Consider the following 15,848-nt stretch of genomic DNA (forward strand, 5'->3'; position numbering starts at 1 on the left):
GGCACCTGGAAGGAATGCGTCAGGGTGAGGGGACGCGAAGCTGGAGCGTCAACCGCACGTTGTCCGAGCGCAGGCCCACGGGACCGTCGAGTGCGAGGGCCTCTGGGGGAAGGTCGCCCTCCCAGACCAGCGCGTCGTCCGCCCAGACGCGCAACGTCACTCCGGCCAGCTCGGCGCGCAGGGTGTGTTCCTCTCCCTTGGAGGGCGCGCTCACCGCGCTGCGTCGGAACGGGCGGACGGTGACATAGCCGCGATTGCCACAGTCACTGCTGTGGTGCTGGTCGGGGTTGCGCTTGTAGTTGACGACGATGTCCGCTTTCGGAGCGAAGCGCCACATCACGTACAGCACGTTGCATCCGTCGCGTGCGCGCAGCTTGAGGCCTGCCTGCTGTCGCTGTTCTCCAGACCGCAGGGCCCGCTGCTCGCTGGAGGAGCCTCGGGACGAGAAGCGCAGCTCCGCGCGTGACGTCGTGTTCGTGCCGGGAACGATGGCTCGCAGCCGTGCGCCTTCCACGTCGAGCCGTCCATCGGTCCGCTCGCGCAGCGCGCCCTGCGTGACCCGCAACTTCGACAAGGGCACCGGGGCGAGGGTCGTCACACGTTCCTTCTCCCGCGCGCCCGCGCCTTGGGGAGCGCCGGGACTCTGGGCGTCACCGGGCGGAGGCCGAGCCCACCCGAGGACAGAGAGCACTCCGAACCCCAGACAGGCCACGAGGACCCGGCTCGGGGCCCTGGCCGACATCAGGGATGCGTCGTCCCGAGGAAGGACGTGAGCGCCTCCACATGCGCCGTCAGGTACGCCTGCTCCGCGCGCAAGCGTGCCAGCTCCAGGAGGAGGTAGTCGCGGAAGCGGCGTATCTCCCGCGTCTGGAGTGCCTCCACTTCGCGAAGCTGTCCCTCCAGGTCCGACACGAGCGCGGAGACCTCCCTCAGCCGAGCCTCCTCCGTCCGATGCCGCGAGCGCAGCTCCACCAGCAACTCGGAGATCTTCTGATGCACGCCGTCCACGTCATTCGCCGTCGAACGTCGACGACCGTCGCGGGCCCGGGCATTCGCCTTGCCTTGCCACAGGTGGCCCAGGTCATACGTCAGCATGACCTGCCCGAAGAGGGGGACTTCCTGCTCCACGTCGAAGACCTCGTCATACCCTCCGCGCACGCTCAGCTCCCACGCCTTGGCTCGGCGCAGGCTTCCGGTGGCGACCTCCACCGCGTCATCCGCCGCGCGCAGCTCCTCCAGCAAGGGCTCCAGGCGCTGTCCGCGAGGAAACTCGGGGCGCGACGCCAGGCGCTCTCGCGCCAGCGCCGTGTCCGTGCTCAGGGAGCGCAGGTTGTCCAGGCGCACCTGCATCGCGTTGAGCTCTTCCAGCGTCGCCCGGCCGTCCCGGAGGTCCGTGCGCAAGGCGTTGACGAGCTCCTCGGCGCGGGGCAGGGCGTCCTGGAGCACGCGGGCCCGGGCTTCCAGCGCCGAGTCCTCACCCAGCCCCATGCCCTGTCTCACCGCCGCCTGGAGCGAGGAGAGCGCCTGGTGTCGGCGGCACTCCGCCGCCGCGCGTCGGTGAATCTTGTGGCCCCGGTACAGGCCCACGAAGTCGTAGCTCAGGCCCGCCGTCACCCGCAGCTTCGGCTTGCCAAGAGGGACGCCGCCCTCGGCCTCACCGGTGTTCACCACGCCAAAGCTGCCGAACACCTCGGGTGCCAGCTCCAGCGCGGCCTCCGCGTCGCCCAGTCCTTGAACCCAGTCGCAGTAGCCCGCGGCGCGCTGCTCCACGCGGGCGTCGGGAGTGGCCGACTCGGTGGGCTGCTCCGCGTGGGCCGCCGGGGTTCGCGCGGCGAGCAACACCAACACGCCACAAGTGAGAGTCTTCCGCATGGGGCTTCTCCACGTCTTCATGTGCGCATGCCCTCACAGCACCAGGGGCGCGCGGCCCAGGTGCAGCAGGTCCTCGCGCGCCGACGCGGAGTCCGTGAGCTTCACCTCCACCATCACCCCGCGCAGCATGTGCTGACGGATGGGGTGTTTGATGGAGACCTCACCCTCCAGCACCCGGCCCACGACGCCCACCTCGCGGCACCAGATGACCTTCGCGGCGCACGCGAAGAGGGGCGTGCCCACGGCCGCGTTGTTCAGGTTCTCGTACGGCACGAAGGCCACCGTCAGGTCCTTCTCGATGGCGCGCAGATAGGGCGAGGCTCGCAGCGACACGATGAGCGCCTCGTAGCGCTGGGACACGTCGTCGAGCGCCTTCAGGTCATGCTCCAGGCTTCGCAGCGTCGCCACGGCGCGGGCCTGCTCCAGCACCGAGTGCGTGTACTCGCGCTCCAGGAGCAGCACGTCCGGAGTGATTCCCACGGGCGTGCCGTCCTTGCCCATGCCGTTCTGCACCGCCGTCAGCCCCGCGAGCTCCCGATGGAGCGAGTCGACTCGAGTCTCCATGTCCACCGTGGTCTGCGCGAGGGCCAGGTTGCTCTGCGCCAACTGCGCCAGATGGTGATTGATGGTGAGCTTGTCCTCCTGCTGGAGCAGCCGCGCGCCATACATCGCGTCCGTGCGTGCGCGGGACAGTCCCGCGTAGGCGCGGTTGGACTTGAGGATCTCCTCTCGGGCCCGGCCGTACTCATGGCGCAGGGAGGCCAGTCGCTTCGCGGCGCGGTCCTTGGATGCACGCTCGCCGCGCAGGGCCACCAGGAAGCGCTGTTGGAAGGCGCGCTCCGCGGACACGGTGCGCTCCGCATCCTCGATGCGGTTCTCCACCGCGCGCCGCTCGGCGACGACGTGGTCTCTCGCCGACGTCTGCGCCGCGAGCTGCGTGTTCAGTGAGAGGATTTGCGGGTCCGTGGGGGACACCACCGTGGGCGTCACCCAGCCATGGCTCAGGAGGAAGAAGCCCTGGACCGCGAGGAAGGACACCAGCGCCGCCAGGATGATCCCCAGGAGCACCGAGCCCAGCAGCTTGTACGTGGACACGGCGATGGCATTGATGCGATTCGCGACACGTTGGTTCATGGCGAGCCCTCTCCGGCGGGGTTGGGCGGCAGTCCGCTCCGGTTTTCTTCGGTGGAGGGAGCCGGGGCGACGCTGGGGCTGCCCCGCGTCTCCCAACTCCCGGAGTCCAGTGTCAGCAGTGCCAACGGCGTGAAGAGCGCGTACGTCACCGGCATCAGCAGCGCCATGGGCAGGAAGCACGCCCCGTGCACGCGTCGGTCCTCGGGCAGATGCCGCGTCTCCAGTCGGTAGATGATTCCCAGCAACCCGATGACGAGGAAGTGGAACGAGAGGATGTCCAGGAACTCGCCGGTGAGGACGTTGTGGACGATGACGACGGGGTAGGCGAGCAGCAGCGCGAGCTGGGACACGTAGTGGATGGTGATGACCGGGTGCAGGCGCCACGCGTGGGACAGGCCGCCGAGCAGGTCCACCAGGTTGGAGCGCCGCCACCGCAGCTGCTGGGAGAAGTAGCCGGCCAGCGTCGCGGGCGCGGCGGTGAAGCAGAACGCGTCCAGCGTGTAGACCGTCTCGTAGTCGTGCTTGACGATCTGCCGCGTGAGGAACCGGTCCTCGCCGTATTTGATGGGGATGCCGGCGATGGAGCGCGCCTCCAGGATGGGCTCCAGCTCCAGGAGCACATGCCGGCGATACGCGGTGAGGCAGCCGGACAGACACATCACCTGGCGGAAGCTGCGCTCCAGGTCCTTCAGCCACTGCTGGGCGAAGTGGAACTTGATTTCCACCATCCGCGTCAGCCAGTTCTGGTGCCGGTTCGTCACGTACGTCCGTCCGCCCACCGCCGCGATGCGGGAGCTGACGAAGCGGCGCACGAGGTTGCGCACCGCGGAGCGGTCCACGATGACGTCGGAGTCCACCGAGACGATGATCTCCGCGTCGACCGCGGCCTTCACGCCCCGGTTGATGCCCTTGCGCTTGCCCATGTTCTCCGGGTTGCGCATGACCAGGACATTGGAGTGTCCCTCCGCGGCCTTCAGGGCCCACGTGTAGCTGTCATCGTTGGAGCAGTCGTCCACCACCACGATTTGCAGCAGGTCGCTGGGGTAGTCCTGCTCCAGCAGGCTGCGGATGGCGTGGAAGATGCCTTTCCCCTCGTTGAAGAGGGGGATGACGATGGCGACGCGAGGCCGGTACGTGTCGTCCACCCGGTCGATGCTGGACCCGCGCAGGCGCCGCAGGAACGGACCGAGGATGTAGCGGTTCATCAAGACGACGATGAACAGCAGCTGGATGGGAAAGAGCTCCATCAGGTCCCGTCCCCCATCACGCCGCCACCCCTTCCCCGTGGCGGCCCGCGCCGCCCCCATTTCTCCCATGAGGGAGCGGGGGGAAAGTTGGTGGGGGTTGGGCCCACGCCAACTGCCCCCAGGGACGGTGGAAGGGGATTGCTCACCCAGGCGTCATCGCGCGCCGGAGGCCGTCCGGTACGCGTCAGCGCGCCGGGCCCGGAGGGCACCCCCGAGCTTCTCGTGCTCGACGCCTGGGAGGCGTCAGTGCGCCGCGGGAGGCGACGGAGACGTCAGCGCGTCCGCGCGCTGGAGGTCCCGGGTCAGCTCCACCTTGCGGGCATCTCGCTGGGCCGCGGAGGCGAAGGCGATGCCCTCCATCGACTCGCGCGCGGCGATGGCCACCCGAGCCAGTCCGTCGCGGGAGATGAGGCCCAGCGCGAAGGCCTCCAGCGCGGCGCCCACATAGGTGTCGAAGAAGTGGATGCGCTTCTCGCGCCACGCGCGCCGGGTGGTCTCCGGCGTGTCCACCACGTCGTGGATGAACACGGCGTGGACGGCGTGCGGGGCGGCGGTGAGCATCTTGTCGCCGAACTCCACGTCGCCCTGTCCGCTGTCGCCCACGAAGACGAAGCCGTACTCCGGGAAGACGCGCACGTAGCGCTGGAAGTTGTCGAACTTCTTCGCGGCGATGCGGGAGTTGCCCAGCAGGTGGGTGAGGCTGCCGGAGAGCACGACATGGGGCGGGACGCCGTGCTTGCGCAGGGAGTCGAAGGTCAGGTTCTCCACCGCGCCCAGCGGGTCCATGGGCCGGGCCGTGACGAAGGTGAGGTCTCCCTCCCGGCCGGGGATGATGCCCGGTCCCCGGTCCAGCTCCGCGTAGAAGGCGAGCACGCCCGGGTACACCGTCTTGGACGGGTACCGGGTGTCCTTGAGGTTGGCGAAGAAGGTGTCGTCGATGTCGCTGAGGACCTTGTTCTCGCCACTGGGCGCCGCTTCGCCCTCGCGGAGGATGTGCGCGAGGATCTCCTCGCGCAGCGCCGGGTCGTCCACGTCGTCGAAGAGGAGCTTCTCCAGGTCCTGGTGGTTGTTGCCGGCGTCGAGCAGGTTCTTGAAGGCGGTCAGCTCGCGCCCATGCACGCTCAGGAACATGTCGCGCAGGGCACGCTCCGCGGTGGCGGGGGTGCCCCCGCGCTGGAGCGCTGTCACCAGGCTTGCGCGCACCGGCAGGGCCAATTGGGCGGCGCGCTCGCGACAGAGCATCGTCAACAGGGCGGTGTGGTGGTCCGGCCCGAAGATGCGGTCATCCATGTCCCCCAGCAGGGACTCGAGGTCGATGTTGGCCAGGAGGTAGTTCAGCTCGGCGGCGTTGGCGTCGCGCAGGAGGTCCAGGATGCGACGCTCCTCGCTGGTATCGGTGTGGCCGGCCATGAGCGTGCGCAGCGTCTCCAGCTTCTTCGTCGCGGCGTGCGGATCCATGTTGCTCCCCCCATTCCGGCGCGAGGCCGGACTTGGATTTCCGAGCCTACGCGGGGTGCGGCCCGGCGTGGTAGAGGTGAGGCATGTCGACTGTCGCCGTTCCGCTGGAGCTTCGTCCGGACGAAGTCCATGTGTGGATTGTCGAGCCCGAGCGCATCCAGGAACAGCGGCTCCTGGACGCCTACTGGGGGCTGCTGGATTCAGGGGAGCGCGAGAAGCAGAAGCGCTTCCGCTTCGAGCGTCACCAGCGGCAATACCTGGTGAGTCACGCGCTGGTGCGGCTGACGCTGTCGCGCTACGCGCCGGTGGCGCCCTCGGCGTGGAGCTTCTCCACCAACGCGTACGGGAGGCCGGAGGTGCGGGGTGAGTGGGGCGCGCGGCTGCGCTTCAACCTGTCGCACACGGACGGCATGGCGCTGGTGGCGGTGGGGCTCGACGCGGAGCTGGGCGCGGACGTGGAGGACGCCCAGCGGCCGGGCGAGACGGTGGAGATCGCCGACCACTTCTTCGCCCCCCCGGAGATCTCCGCCCTCCGGGCCCTGCCCGCCGCCGAGCAGCGGGGGCGCTTCTTCGAGTATTGGACGCTCAAGGAGTCCTACATCAAGGCCCGGGGCGCGGGGCTGTCCCTGCCGCTGGACCAGTTCGCCTTCCACCTGGAGGCCGGCAAGGAGCCGCGCATCTCCTTCGATGCGCGGATGGTGGACACGCCGGAGACCTGGCGCTTCATGCAGCTGCGTCCCTCCGAACGCCATCAAGCGGCGGTGGCGATGCGCGGGCCGAAGGAGCGGCCCTTCCGCGTGCGGTGGCAGTTCACCGTGCCGCTGGAGTCGGATGCGCCGCCCCGCTTCGACGAGGCGGCGTGAGCCTCAGGCCGGAGCGGCCATCCAGCGCGTGAGGTCCTCGCCCAGCGCGGCGAGCATCGCGGGCTGCTGCTTGCGCAGGAAGAAGTGGCCGCCCTCGAAGTGGCGGATGCGGAAGTCGGCGTTGCGCGTCTCCTCGCGCCACGTCTCCAGGCGCGCGAGGGACACGTGCTTGTCCTCGGTGCCGCCCATGACGGAGATGGGCACGTCGAGCTTCACGGGCCCGGGGCCGTTCTCCCACCACGCGAGCGCGAAGTCCGCGCGCAGGGTGGGCACCAGCAGCTCCAGCAGCTCCCGGTGCTGGAGGATCTCCTCCGGCGTGCCGTCATAGCGCCGCAGCTCTTCGATGAACTGCTCCTGCGGCAGGTGGTGGATGGGCTTGCGGTCCGACTCGCGGGGCGCTCCGGACGCGGCCAGCACCAGGCCCCGGGGCAGCGGGCCGTTGCGCGCCTGCAGGCGCCGCGTCAGCTCCAGGGAGATGCGCGAGCCCATGCTGTAGCCGAAGAAGGCGAACGGCTTGTCCAGCAGCGGAGCGAGCACCGGCAGCAGCACGTCCATCAGCGCGGACATGTTGTCGAAGGGCTTCTCCATCAACCGCCGCTCACGGCCGGGCAGCTGTACCGCGCACAGCTCCACGCCCGGAGGCAGGCCTCCCTGCCAGCCGCTGTAGATGGACGCGCTGCCTCCGGCGAACGGCAGGCAGAACAGCCGCAGGCGAGGGTCTGTCAGCGGCTTCCGGGAGGGAAACCAACGTTCGGGAGAGTTCGGGTTCGGGGTGGGAGCACTGGGCATGGCGGTATGGTTCTGTCGCACAGCCGAGGAAAACGGGTCAAGGCCCCGGTACTTCGAGCGTGTTGAAGACTTCTACCCAGCGTACAGGACTGGCTGTCTCTGCTCGGAATTCGTGAATGAGTGGACTGGCGGGACTCCTCGGAAGACGTGCTAGCGTTTTTCGCGTGAGCTACGAGCTGTCGCACCTGGACGCCCTGGAGGCGGAGTCCGTCTTCATCATCCGGGAAGTGGTCGCCGAACTGGACAGCCCGGTGTTGCTGTTCTCCGGCGGCAAGGACTCCGCGGTGATGTTGCACCTGGCGGTGAAGGCCTTCGCGCCCGCGCCGCTCCCGTTCCCGCTGATGCACGTGGACACCGGGCATAACTTCCCGGAGGTGCTCGAGTACCGCGACGCGCGCGTGGCGGAGCTGGGCGCGCGTCTGCTCGTGGCGTCCGTGCAGGAGGCCATCGACGGGGGCCGGGTGGCGGAGGAGAAGGGGCCGCGCGCCTCGCGCAACCGCGCGCAGACGGTGCCGTTGCTGGAGGCCATCGAGAAGCACCGCTTCAACGCCGTCTTCGGTGGTGCGCGCCGCGACGAGGAGAAGGCGCGCGCGAAGGAGCGGGTGTTTTCGTTCCGCGACGAGTTCGGTCAGTGGGACCCGAAGAACCAGCGCCCGGAGCTGTGGAACCTCTACAACGGCCGCCACCGCCGGGGAGAGCACCTGCGCGTCTTCCCGCTGTCCAATTGGACGGAGCTGGACGTGTGGCAGTACATCGCGAGGGAGGGTGTGGCGCTGCCGTCCATCTACTTCAGCCACCGGCGCGAGGTGTTCCGCCGGGACGGCATGTTGATGGCGTGGTCTCCCTACCTGCCGCTGCTTCCGGGCGAGGAGGTCACCACGGCGCCGGTGCGCTTCCGCACGGTGGGGGACATGACCTGCACCGCGTGCGTGGAGTCCGGCGCCGTCACGGTGGCGGAGGTCATCACGGAAATTGTCGCCTCGCGAGTCACGGAGCGGGGCGCGAGCCGGGCGGATGACAAGTTCAGTGAGACGGCGATGGAAGACCGCAAGCGCGAGGGCTATTTCTAGTGGAACTGCTTCGATTCGCGACCGCGGGCTCCGTCGATGACGGGAAGAGCACCCTCATCGGCAGGTTGCTCCATGACACCCGCTCGATTCTGGAGGACCAGCTCGCCGCGGTGGAGCGCACCAGCCGCGCGCGCGGGGACGAGTACGTCAACCTGGCGCTCCTCCTGGATGGCCTGAAGGCCGAGCGCGAGCAGGGCATCACCATCGACGTGGCCTACCGGTACTTCGCCACGGCGCAGCGCAAGTTCATCATCGCGGACACGCCGGGGCACCTCCAGTACACGCGCAACATGGTGACGGGGGCCTCCACCGCGGACCTGGCGCTCATCCTCGTCGATGCGCGCAAGGGCGTGCTGGAGCAGACGCGGCGCCATGCGTTCCTGGCCTCGCTCCTGCGCGTGCCTCACCTGGTCCTCTGCGTGAACAAGATGGACCTGGTGGACTTCGACGCGGCGGTCTTCGAGCGCATCCGCGAGGAGTTCCGCCAGTTCTCCATGAAGCTGGACGTGGCGGACCTGTCGTTCATCCCCATCTCCGCGCTGGGCGGGGACAACGTGGTGACGCGTTCGGAGCGGATGCCCTGGTATCAGGGCCCCACGCTGCTGCACCACCTGGAGAACGTGCACATCGCGTCGGACCGCAACCTCATCCACGTGCGCTTCCCCGTGCAGAGCGTCATCCGCCCCATGTCCTCGAAGTTCCCCGACTACCGGGCGTACGCGGGGCAGGTGCTGGGCGGCGTGCTGCGGCCGGGCGACGAGGTGATGGCGCTCCCCTCCGGCTTCACCACGCGCATCCGCGAACTGGACCTGGCGGGGAAGGCCGTGGCGCAGGCGTTCCCGCCCATGTCGGTGAATGTCTCGCTGGCGGACGAGCTGGATATCAGCCGGGGCGACATGCTGTGCCGGCCGGGCAATCCGCCCATGGTGGGGCAGGACCTGGATGCGATGGTGTGCTGGCTGGCGGAGGGCGTGTCGCTCCAGCCGGGAGCCAGGTTCGCGCTCAAGCACACCACGCGCTCGGCGCGGGCCCAGGTGAAGCAGTTGCACTACCGGCTGGACGTCAACACGCTGAGCCGGGACGAGACGAGTCCCCGGCTGGCGCTCAACGAGATTGGCCGGGTGACCTTGCGCACCACGGTGCCGCTCTTCTTCGACGAGTATCGCCGCAACCGGCACACGGGCAGCTTCATCCTCATCGACGAAGGCACGAACGCGACGGTGGGTGCCGGGATGATCAACGGACCCGCGGTCTGAGGTGCGCATGAATCGGCAAGGCTCCGGATTCATTCTCTGGCTGACGGGCATGTCGGGCGCGGGCAAGAGCACGCTCTCGCGGGCGCTGCGCTCGCGGCTGGAGCCGTTGCGTCCGGTGGAGGTGATGGACGGTGACGAGGTGCGCACCTGGCTGACGCGCGGACTGGGCTTCTCGCGGGAGGACCGGGAGGAGAACGTCCGGCGCATCGGCCACGTGGCGCGCCTTCTGGCCCGGCACGGCGTCGGCGTCATCGTCGCCGCGATTTCGCCCTATCAGAGCTCGCGCGCGGAGGTGCGGCAGTTGGCCGCGGACGCGGGGCTGGCCTTCCTGGAGGTCTACATCGAGGCGCCGCTGGAGGCGCTCATCGCGCGCGACGTGAAGGGGCTCTACAAGAAGGCCCTCGCCGGTGAGCTGCCCCACTTCACCGGCGTGTCGGACCCGTACGAGGCTCCGGAGGCGCCCGAAGTCACCGTCCGCTCGAGCTCGGAGCCCTTGGAGGCGGGCCTTGAGCGCGTGCTGGCCGCGCTCCAGACCCGGGGACTCCTGGTGCCTCGCGCCGCCTAGAGCACGCGTTCCATGCGCACGTAGGGGCGCTCGGCCTGCATGCCCTTGGAGCGGCAGTGGTCGATGAACTTGTTCGACTCGATGAGCTGCGGGGTGGTCTCGTTGTAGACGAGGATCATCACGTGCCGCAGCCAGGGCTCCTGGCCCATGGCGTAGACGTAGACCTCCTTGGGCGTCAGGTGGTTGGTGATCTCCATGGCGCGGTTGCAGTCGGAGCCGTTGAGGCGCCGCGCCTGGTCCATCTTCCGGGGCAGCGGGTTGGACAGGAGCGGGCCGTACATCCAGCTCATCGGGCCGCCCTCGCACTCCATGCCGAGGAACAGGATGTCGATGGGGCCGATGATGTCGCGCAGGTGCTGGTACATGCGCGGCTCAATCGCGTTGGAGTCCGCCGCCATCAGGATGGACTTGCCACCCACGCGCACCAGGTGGGCCGTCTTGGCCTGGATGGCCAGGTCGCTGTGCTCGCCGAGGAAGGGCAGGCCGGTGATGGAGCCGCCGGGGATGGTGATCTCCTGGAGGTCGTCGATCTCCACCACGTTCTTGAAGCCCGTGTGGTGGAGCATCAGCCGCAGGGAGGGGTCCGCCAGCGAGTTGCCGTTGTTGCGCGGGACGATGATGGTGCCCACGCGGTGACGCAGCTGGAGGAGCGTCTCCATCATCAAGTGGTCCGCGTGGCCGTGGGTGAGGACCACGTAGTCCACGTGCTCGGGCAGGTCCGCGTGCGTGTAGCGCGGCAGGTCCGTGGGGAACTCGTAGCTGATGACGGGGTCGGTGAGGATGCTGACCTCCTTCGTCTCCAGCAGCACGCAGGCGTGGCCGAAGTAGCGCACCCGCACGCCCTCGCCGTCATAGCGAGGCGCCTTGCGAGGCACGGCGTCCGTGAAGAGGTCCGCGAACGCCGCGGCGGCCGAGGACGGCACGCCGAGCATCTCCGCCACCTGGCCCGGCGAGCCCGGGGTGTGACGCATGCGGAACAGCGCGTCCAGGCCCTCGTGGCGGTAGGGCACCTTGAGGTGCACCGGCATGTCCTCCTCGAGGCGCGGCGTGCTGAAGATGTACGGGCGCCAGTCGCCGTCCACCTGCATCAGCGTCACGCTCTGCGAGGACTCTTGATAGAAGCGGCTCTTGTACAGGAGCGGCTCGATGAAACGCGCGCTGGCGCGGTTGCTCAGGTCGTACGTGAGCTCCACGTAGCCGCGCAGCAGGTCCGGGACCTTGGGGTAGAGCGCTTCCAGCGAGCCGCCGTTGTTCGGCGCCATCAACTGCTCCAGCTCCGCCACCGCCTTGGTGTACGCGAGCATGTGCGCCTGGTCTCGCAGCGTCCGCTCGAGCAGCTCCTTCACCCGGGCCGCGCGCGCCGTGGGGTGGTTGATGAACGGGCCGCCCATCAACATCGGGTTCTTCAGCGCGGCCACGTGGACGTCGGGGTTGGCGACGAAGGACTGCATCAACTTCTGGTGCAGGTTCGTCACGAACAGCGGCGCGGTGGCGGGAGACAGCAGGTACCACCAGGCGTACCACTGGTTGTACAGTGGCTCGATCGCCACGTTGGGCTTGAGGTACATCGGTCGGTCCAGCATCGGTTCTCCAGGCGAGGTTTGATTATCTGGGAGGGCATGGAGACAGGGAAGCCCCTGATGACGTTCGCCTGCCTGCTGGACCTGTAAGGGTGGGCCCTGAGTCCACACCGCGAGTCTCTCCCTCTAACGGCTTTTAGCCCTCGCGGATTTCGCCTGCGCTACCATTACGTCGGACCTTCAAGAGTGCGCACGTTTTGTGCGTCAGCGTCCGGAGGCTTCTCCACGTGACGGCATCCTCGACTTCCTCTTCGGAGTTGCCGCTGGCGTCCTGGGCCCGGCGGCTGGCGCCCTCGGCCATCCAGGACATGCTGCAGATCATCACCCGGCCGGGCGTGTTCTCGCTTGCGTTGGGGCTGCCCGCCGCGGAGCTGTTTCCCACGGAGGGGATGGCGGAGGCGGCGGCGCGGGTGCTGGCGGAGCAGGTGGGGGCGTTGCAGTACTCGCCGACGCTGGAGCCCCTGCGCGAGCAGGTGGTGGCGCTGATGGCGAAGCGCGGGGTGCGCTGCTCGACGAGTCAGGTGTTCCTGACGACGGGGGCGCAGCAGGGGCTGAACCTCCTGACGCGGCTCTTGCTGGAGCCGGGGCAGACGGTGCTCCTGGAGGACCGGGTGTACTCGGGCTTCCAGCAGGTGTTGGATCCGTTCCAGGCGCGGCGGCTCACGGTGCGCAGGGATGCGCGGACGGGGTTGGACCTGGACGGCCTGGCGTCGCTGCTCGCGTCAGGGGAGCGGCCGGCGTTCTTCTACACGATGAGTGACGGGCACAATCCGCTCGGGACGAGCCTCGCGATGGATGCGCGGGAGAGACTGGTGGGGCTGGCGCGGGAGTACCGCATGCCCATCATCGAGGACGATGCGTACGGCTTGCTCCACTACGAGGAGGGCGGGGCACTGCCTCCGCTGCGCTCGTTGGACGCGCAGTGGGTCTATTACGTCGGCTCGTTCTCGAAAATCCTGGCGCCGGCGCTGCGGGTGGGCTGGGTGGTGGTGCCGGAGTCGCTGGTCTTCCGGTTGGCGACGGTGAAGGAGTCGAGCGACATCGACACGGCGACCTTCACGCAGCGGATGGTGCTCTCGTTCCTCCAGTCGGGGAAGTTGGAGGCACACCTGACGCGGCTGCGAGGGGAGTACCGGCTGCGGCGGGACACGTTGCTGAGGGCGCTGGAGACGCACCTGCCGGCCGGGGCCTCGTGGACGAAGCCCACGAGCGGGATGTTCGTCTGGGTGGAGTTGCCGGAGGGGAGCGACACCACGGTGTTGCTGGCCCGGGCGCTGGAGACGCAGCAGGTGGCGTTTCTTCCGGGGCAGGCTTTCGGCGTGAGCGGCGGGCGGTCGGCGTCACATGGGCTGCGATTGAACTTCTCGAATTGTGATCCAGCGCGCATCGAGGAGGCCGTGCGTCGGCTGGGCACGGTGCTCCGGGCGGCTTGAGTCTGGCTTTGGACGCGAAGGGAAGGGGGCGCGTGCTTCGGAGGCCCCCTCCCTTCAGTCGCCTACGGCAGCGTGACCTGCCTCGGGTTGTGGACGTCGGCCGAGGTCCCGTCGCCAAGCTGACCCATGAGGTTGTCGCCCCAGGTCCAGACGGTGCCGTCATCGCGGACGGCCAGGGAGTGGCGGTTGCCCGCGGCGATGTGGATGAGGTTGGAGATGCCGGCCACCTGGAGCGCGGTGAGTTGGTCTCCGGAGCTGGCGTCTCCGCGCTGGCCGTGGCTGTTGCTACCCGTGGCCAGGAGCGTTCCGTCCTCGCGCAGGGCCAGGGAATGCTCGCCGCCGCCGGCCAGGGCTCGGATGTGGGTCAGCCCGCTCATCCGATCCGCTATCCGTCCACCTGTGTCCCGTCCGGTGCCGAGCTGTCCCTGCTTGTTCCATCCCCAGGCCCAGGCGGTGCCATCCGTCAGCACGGCGAGCGAGTGGTCCATGCCCGCGGCCACATCGAAGACGTTGGTCAACGCATACACCGGGAAGGGCACGTGGCGGTGGGTGTTCGTTCCATCGCCGAGCTGGCCGACGACGTTGAGGCCCCAGGCCCAAAGGGTGCCGTCATCGCGCAGGGCGAGTGAGTGGTACCCACCCGCGGCGATTCGGGTGACGTGGGTGAGGCCGGGCACCTGAACAGGCACGCTTCGGTCGGTGGTTGTTCCGTCGCCAAGCTGGCCGAAGAGGTTGCTGCCCCAGACCCAGACGGTGCCGTCTTCGCGCAGGGCGAGCGAATGTTTCATGCCCACGGCGATTCGGGTGACGTGGGTGAGGTTGGGTACCTGGATGGCTTTGCGGCTGATGACCGTTGTCTCATCGCCGAGTGTGCCGGAAGCATTGGTGCCCCATGCCCAGAGGGTGCCGTCGCCACGCAGGGCCAGTGAGTGCGTGTCGCCCACGGCGATGGCGACGATGTCGGTGAGTCCGGACACCTGCACCGGGGAGGGGCGCCGGAGGAAGGTCCCATCGCCAATCTGGCCGTTGTCGTTGTCACCCCATGCCCAGACGGTGCCATCCGCGCGCAGGGCCAGTGAGTGGTGGTCGTCCGAGGCGACGTGAAGCACACCTGTCAGCCCGGGGACCTGGGTGGGTGTATGGCGTCGAGGAGGCGCGCCCACGCCGAGGCGCCCGTCTCCGTTGTGGCCCCAGGCCCGCGGGGTGCCGTCAAGAAGGAGCGCGAGAGAGTGCTCCTTGCTGGCGGAGACGGAAACGGCGCCGGTCAACTCCGGCACCTGGACGGGCGTGTGGCGGTCCACTGCCGTTCCGTCTCCCAGTTGACCGTAATAGTTTTCCCCCCACGCCCAGACCGTCCCGTCGTCACGCGTGGCCAGGGAGTGGCTGGTTCCCACTTCGAGGGTCGTCACACCTCTCAACCCGGTGACTTCCACGGGCTCGTTCCGGGAGATCTCCGTCCCATCTCCCAGGGCGCCTTTGTAATTGAAGCCCCATGCCCAGACGCTGCCGTTGGTGAGCAGGGCCATGGACCGGCCCAGGCCGCCGGAGAGGGCAACGACCGGCCCCAACCCCGCGATTCGCACGGGCGTGGAGCGGTCCGTGGTTGTTCCATCGCCGAGCTGGCCCAAGGCGTTGAAGCCCCACGCCCAGGCGGTACCGTCCGCGCGCACCGCCAGGGATTGCGAGGCTTTGCCGACGGCGACGCGGGTGACTCGATTCAGCCCCGATACCGGCACGGGCGACCTTCGGGTCGTGGTCGTTCCGTCGCCAAGCTGGCCGAAAGAGTTGCTACCCCATGTCCGGAGGGTGCCGTCCTCGCGGAGCGCGATGGAGTGATAGCTCCCCGCGGCGATGCTGATGACCCGGGTCAGCCCGAGCAGCTGTGTGGGCGTGGAACGGTCCGTGGTCGTTCCATCGCCGAGCTGGCCGCGGACGTTGTAGCCCCAGGCCCAGACAGTGCCGTCCTCGCGCAGGGCCAGCGAGTGGGACTCTCCCGCGGCCACGGCGGTGATGTTCGTCAATCCGGCCACCTGGACAGGGGTGTCGCGGTCGAGGGCGGTCCCATCGCCAAGCTGGCCGAAAGCGTTGCTACCCCATGCCCAGACGGTGCCATCCGCGCGCAAGGTCAGCGAGTGGCGAGCGCCCCCGGAGACCATGGGGCCCGTGCAGGGGTGGGCTGACAGCAGGAACGTCTGGGTGGTGGAGAGGTCGTCATCATCCGTCACGGTGGCGGTGACGGAGATGCGAGTCCCCGCGGGCAGACAGGGGGGCGCGGTCCACTTCACCTCGCTGATGTTGACTGTGTCAGTCTGAGTCCCGAGCGAGCCCGTGCTGGCCGTCCACGTATAGGTGAGCTGGGGCGTCTTGTCGTCCCGCGTGATGACTCGGAGGGAGACCACCTCTCCAGGCCTGGTGTTGACGGCGGACTGGGTGGTTTCGATAAGCGTGGGCGGCTCGAGAGGAGGGCCAGCATCGGGTGGGCCCGCGTCTGGGGCGCAGCTCGCGGGGGTTGTCGTACAATCGTCGGTGGGCTCCGGGTTGGAGGAGCAGCCGGCGCCGAGGGTCAGCAACGCCGAGGCCA

The 15,848-nt window shown here is 68.7% G+C and carries 13 protein-coding genes; 5 read left to right on the forward strand and 8 right to left on the reverse strand.

What is annotated here, in order from left to right; all coding sequences use genetic code 11:
* Positions 1 to 19 precede the first annotated feature (19 nt).
* From HUA74_RS16635 to HUA74_RS16655, 5 genes are all read right to left on the reverse strand, one after another.
* Complete coding sequence (locus HUA74_RS16635) at positions 20 to 598, reverse strand: hypothetical protein (protein ID WP_371817247.1); 579 nt, start codon at positions 596 to 598, stop codon at positions 20 to 22.
* A gap of 143 nt (positions 599 to 741) precedes the next feature.
* On the reverse strand, positions 742 to 1,872 hold the full coding sequence (locus HUA74_RS16640) for a hypothetical protein (protein WP_174455305.1): 1,131 nt from the start codon (positions 1,870 to 1,872) through the stop codon (positions 742 to 744).
* A gap of 33 nt (positions 1,873 to 1,905) precedes the next feature.
* Positions 1,906 to 3,006, reverse strand: coding sequence for a hypothetical protein (locus HUA74_RS16645; RefSeq protein WP_141644543.1), 1,101 nt, complete (start codon positions 3,004 to 3,006; stop codon positions 1,906 to 1,908).
* Positions 3,003 to 4,253: a glycosyltransferase family 2 protein gene (locus HUA74_RS16650; protein ID WP_174455306.1), complete on the reverse strand. Its 1,251-nt coding sequence runs from the start codon at positions 4,251 to 4,253 to the stop codon at positions 3,003 to 3,005. The genes HUA74_RS16645 and HUA74_RS16650 overlap by 4 nt, the downstream gene beginning before the upstream one ends.
* 243 nt (positions 4,254 to 4,496) lie before the next feature.
* On the reverse strand, positions 4,497 to 5,711 hold the full coding sequence (locus HUA74_RS16655; RefSeq protein ID WP_174455307.1) for a phosphatase domain-containing protein: 1,215 nt from the start codon (positions 5,709 to 5,711) through the stop codon (positions 4,497 to 4,499).
* 83 nt (positions 5,712 to 5,794) lie between these two features.
* Between HUA74_RS16655 and HUA74_RS16660 the strand changes: the two genes are divergently transcribed.
* Positions 5,795 to 6,574, forward strand: coding sequence for a 4'-phosphopantetheinyl transferase superfamily protein (locus HUA74_RS16660; RefSeq protein ID WP_174455308.1), 780 nt, complete (start codon positions 5,795 to 5,797; stop codon positions 6,572 to 6,574).
* A 3-nt stretch (positions 6,575 to 6,577) separates the two neighbouring features.
* Here the strand turns inward: HUA74_RS16660 and HUA74_RS16665 are convergent, their stop codons facing one another.
* Positions 6,578 to 7,363, reverse strand: coding sequence for a thioesterase II family protein (locus tag HUA74_RS16665; RefSeq protein WP_141644539.1), 786 nt, complete (start codon positions 7,361 to 7,363; stop codon positions 6,578 to 6,580).
* A 164-nt stretch (positions 7,364 to 7,527) separates the two neighbouring features.
* Between HUA74_RS16665 and cysD the strand changes: the two genes are divergently transcribed.
* From cysD to cysC, 3 genes are read left to right on the forward strand one after another with little or no spacing between them, the layout of a single operon-like run.
* On the forward strand, positions 7,528 to 8,433 hold the full coding sequence (gene cysD / locus HUA74_RS16670; protein ID WP_220137878.1) for a sulfate adenylyltransferase subunit CysD: 906 nt from the start codon (positions 7,528 to 7,530) through the stop codon (positions 8,431 to 8,433).
* Positions 8,433 to 9,689 (forward strand): GTP-binding protein, encoded by a 1,257-nt coding sequence (locus HUA74_RS16675; RefSeq protein WP_174455309.1) that lies wholly within the window; start codon positions 8,433 to 8,435, stop codon positions 9,687 to 9,689. The genes cysD and HUA74_RS16675 overlap by 1 nt, the downstream gene beginning before the upstream one ends.
* A gap of 7 nt (positions 9,690 to 9,696) precedes the next feature.
* Entirely contained in the window at positions 9,697 to 10,254 is a 558-nt protein-coding gene (gene cysC / locus HUA74_RS16680) for an adenylyl-sulfate kinase (RefSeq protein ID WP_174455310.1), read from the forward strand.
* Here cysC and HUA74_RS16685 read toward each other — a convergent pair.
* A complete protein-coding gene (locus tag HUA74_RS16685) occupies positions 10,251 to 11,837 on the reverse strand; it encodes an MBL fold metallo-hydrolase (RefSeq protein ID WP_141644535.1) in 1,587 nt (528 codons plus the stop codon). The genes cysC and HUA74_RS16685 overlap by 4 nt on opposite strands.
* 224 nt (positions 11,838 to 12,061) lie before the next feature.
* Between HUA74_RS16685 and HUA74_RS16690 the strand changes: the two genes are divergently transcribed.
* Complete coding sequence (locus tag HUA74_RS16690; protein WP_141644534.1) at positions 12,062 to 13,267, forward strand: PLP-dependent aminotransferase family protein; 1,206 nt, start codon at positions 12,062 to 12,064, stop codon at positions 13,265 to 13,267.
* Between the two features lie 62 nt (positions 13,268 to 13,329).
* Here the strand turns inward: HUA74_RS16690 and HUA74_RS16695 are convergent, their stop codons facing one another.
* Complete coding sequence (locus tag HUA74_RS16695; RefSeq protein WP_371817248.1) at positions 13,330 to 15,666, reverse strand: RCC1 repeat-containing protein; 2,337 nt, start codon at positions 15,664 to 15,666, stop codon at positions 13,330 to 13,332.
* Between the last annotated feature and the right edge of the window lie 182 nt (positions 15,667 to 15,848).

The organism is Myxococcus sp. CA051A, from assembly GCF_013336705.1.
GTDB classification, from domain to species: Bacteria; Myxococcota; Myxococcia; order Myxococcales; family Myxococcaceae; genus Myxococcus; species Myxococcus llanfairpwllgwyngyllgogerychwyrndrobwllllantysiliogogogochensis.

Coding starts and splice junctions, on each gene's coding strand:
- HUA74_RS16655 (WP_174455307.1), bottom strand. CDS start 5,711: ATGGATCCGCACGCCGCGACGAAGAAGCTGGAGACGCTGCGCACGCTC.
- HUA74_RS16660 (WP_174455308.1), top strand. CDS start 5,795: ATGTCGACTGTCGCCGTTCCGCTGGAGCTTCGTCCGGACGAAGTCCAT.
- HUA74_RS16650 (WP_174455306.1), bottom strand. CDS start 4,253: ATGGAGCTCTTTCCCATCCAGCTGCTGTTCATCGTCGTCTTGATGAAC.
- cysC (WP_174455310.1), top strand. CDS start 9,697: ATGAATCGGCAAGGCTCCGGATTCATTCTCTGGCTGACGGGCATGTCG.
- HUA74_RS16685 (WP_141644535.1), bottom strand. CDS start 11,837: ATGCTGGACCGACCGATGTACCTCAAGCCCAACGTGGCGATCGAGCCA.
- HUA74_RS16640 (WP_174455305.1), bottom strand. CDS start 1,872: ATGCGGAAGACTCTCACTTGTGGCGTGTTGGTGTTGCTCGCCGCGCGA.
- HUA74_RS16645 (WP_141644543.1), bottom strand. CDS start 3,006: ATGAACCAACGTGTCGCGAATCGCATCAATGCCATCGCCGTGTCCACG.
- HUA74_RS16665 (WP_141644539.1), bottom strand. CDS start 7,363: ATGCCCAGTGCTCCCACCCCGAACCCGAACTCTCCCGAACGTTGGTTT.